The sequence below is a fragment of the Zunongwangia sp. L-65 genome (assembly GCF_056859415.1).
The window spans coordinates 1-2,500 of sequence record NZ_JBSXOK010000074.1 but is presented as its reverse complement, the minus strand read 5'-3'; the positions used below and the strand labels follow the sequence as shown (position 1 = coordinate 2,500).

The 2,500-nt window shown below is 46.5% G+C and carries 2 tRNA genes and 2 rRNA genes (1 of these 4 cut by a window edge); all 4 read right to left on the bottom strand.

The features are described from left to right. A 23S ribosomal RNA gene (locus tag AC13DP_RS16030) occupies nt 1-63 on the bottom strand (it extends 2,771 nt beyond the left edge of the window). 233 nt (nt 64-296) lie between these two features. Further along, nucleotides 297-373: transfer RNA gene (locus tag AC13DP_RS16025), tRNA-Ala, on the bottom strand. Nucleotides 374-613: 240 nt separating this feature from the next. Then, nucleotides 614-687 (bottom strand) — tRNA-Ile (locus tag AC13DP_RS16020). Between the two features lie 182 nt (nt 688-869). Beyond that, nucleotides 870-2,395, bottom strand: a 16S ribosomal RNA gene (locus AC13DP_RS16015). Together the 16S and 23S rRNA genes with 2 tRNA genes alongside form the textbook arrangement of a ribosomal RNA operon. Nucleotides 2,396-2,500 lie beyond the last annotated feature (105 nt).

Genomic DNA, 2,500 nt, shown 5'->3' with positions numbered 1-2,500 from the left:
TCACGTCCTTCTTCGCCTCTGAGAGCCTAGGCATTCCCCATACGCCCTTAATAAGCTTGTATGCTTTTTACCTAATATGCTCGCACAACCACCTTAACGATGGTCGTTAACTTTTTTGTTTTGCTATTATTACAATAGAATTTTTACAAACCCTATCTCATAATAAGCGTTAGTTTCTCGTATTCTTTATTTCTCAATATGTCAATGAACGATCGCGAGTCGCGATAGACGTATAAACAATCTATGCTTCCCACTGCAAACTCTGAAGATTATCTTTCAAATCTCCAGGCATTGCCTGGTGGAGAATATCGGAGTCGAACCGATGACCTCCTGCGTGCAAGGCAGGCGCTCTAGCCAGCTGAGCTAATCCCCCATTTTCAGTGATCAGTTAACAGTTATCAGTTAACAGTACTTATAACGGCTACTCAACCTCTAAAATTTCCTTTAGTTATTTCAAATGAACTTCTGTGTCTCAAGTTTAACTTTAAACTTTTAAACCTTCAACTTTAAACTCGCGCTTTGCGCGGTCGTAGTCTCAGGCAGACTCCCTTCGGCGCGGCACTACCGTGCCTTGCTCAGGATAAACTTCTCGTCTGCTTCTGCCTACTTTCAGTAGTCTCAGGCAGACTCGAACTGCCGACCTCTACATTATCAGTGTAGCGCTCTAACCAGCTGAGCTATGAGACTGTCCATAACAGTTTTAAAGTTTAACAGTTAAAAGTCACAAAGCAATACTACTTTCTACTTTTCAACTTTTTACTTTAATACTGTAGTTTATCGAATTGACATTAAGAATCAAGACCTTAAAGGCTTGCTTTTGAACTTCCCTTTATTTAATTGCGATTCTCTTTTGAAAGAGAATGCTCTAGAAAGGAGGTGTTCCAGCCGCACCTTCCGGTACGGCTACCTTGTTACGACTTAGCCCCAGTTACCAGTTTTACCCTAGGCCGCTCCTTGCGGTAACGGACTTCAGGTACCCCCGGCTTCCATGGCTTGACGGGCGGTGTGTACAAGGCCCGGGAACGTATTCACCGCATCATGGCTGATATGCGATTACTAGCGATTCCAGCTTCACGTAGTCGAGTTGCAGACTACGATCCGAACTGTGATAGGGTTTATAGATTCGCTCCTTCTCGCGAAGTGGCTGCTCTCTGTCCCTACCATTGTAGCACGTGTGTGGCCCAGGACGTAAGGGCCGTGATGATTTGACGTCATCCCCACCTTCCTCACGGTTTGCACCGGCAGTCTGGCTAGAGTTCCCACCATTACGTGCTGGCAACTAACCACAGGGGTTGCGCTCGTTATAGGACTTAACCTGACACCTCACGGCACGAGCTGACGACAACCATGCAGCACCTTGCAATCTGTCCGAAGAAATATCTGTTTCCAGATACGTCAGACTGCATTTAAGCCCTGGTAAGGTTCCTCGCGTATCATCGAATTAAACCACATGCTCCACCGCTTGTGCGGGCCCCCGTCAATTCCTTTGAGTTTCATTCTTGCGAACGTACTCCCCAGGTGGGTTACTTATCACTTTCGCTTAACCACCCAGCCCTCAATTAGGCCGGACAGCTAGTAACCATCGTTTACGGCGTAGACTACCAGGGTATCTAATCCTGTTCGCTACCTACGCTTTCGTCCATCAGCGTCAATATAGTATTAGTGATCTGCCTTCGCAATCGGTATTCTGTGTAATATCTATGCATTTCACCGCTACACTACACATTCTAACCACTTCATACTAATTCAAGGTCTACAGTATCAATGGCAGTTCTACAGTTAAGCTGCAGACTTTCACCACTGACTTATAGACCCGCCTACGGACCCTTTAAACCCAATGATTCCGGATAACGCTTGGATCCTCCGTATTACCGCGGCTGCTGGCACGGAGTTAGCCGATCCTTATTCATAGAGTACCGTCAGCTCCTTACACGTAAGGAGGGTTCTTCCTCTGTAAAAGCAGTTTACAACCCATAGGGCCGTCTTCCTGCACGCGGCATGGCTGGATCAGGCTCTCGCCCATTGTCCAATATTCCTCACTGCTGCCTCCCGTAGGAGTCTGGTCCGTGTCTCAGTACCAGTGTGGGGGATCTCCCTCTCAGGACCCCTACCTATCGTAGCCATGGTAAGCCGTTACCTTACCATCTAGCTAATAGGACGCATGCTCATCTCTTACCGTAACCTTTAATCATAAACTGAGGCCAGTCTATAATACTATGAGGTATTAATCCACGTTTCCATGGGCTATCCCTCAGTAAGAGGTAGATTGCATACGCGTTACGCACCCGTGCGCCGGTCGTCAGCAGAGTGCAAGCACTCCCTGTTACCCCTCGACTTGCATGTGTTAGGCCTGCCGCTAGCGTTCATCCTGAGCCAGGATCAAACTCTTCATCGTTGTTTCATTAATATGTGACAACTAAATAAATGTTTTCCTTCTCAAGAAGTCTAAAGCTCAAAAGTTTGACTCTTTATAGTCTTAATTCTTAATCTTTACGCTATA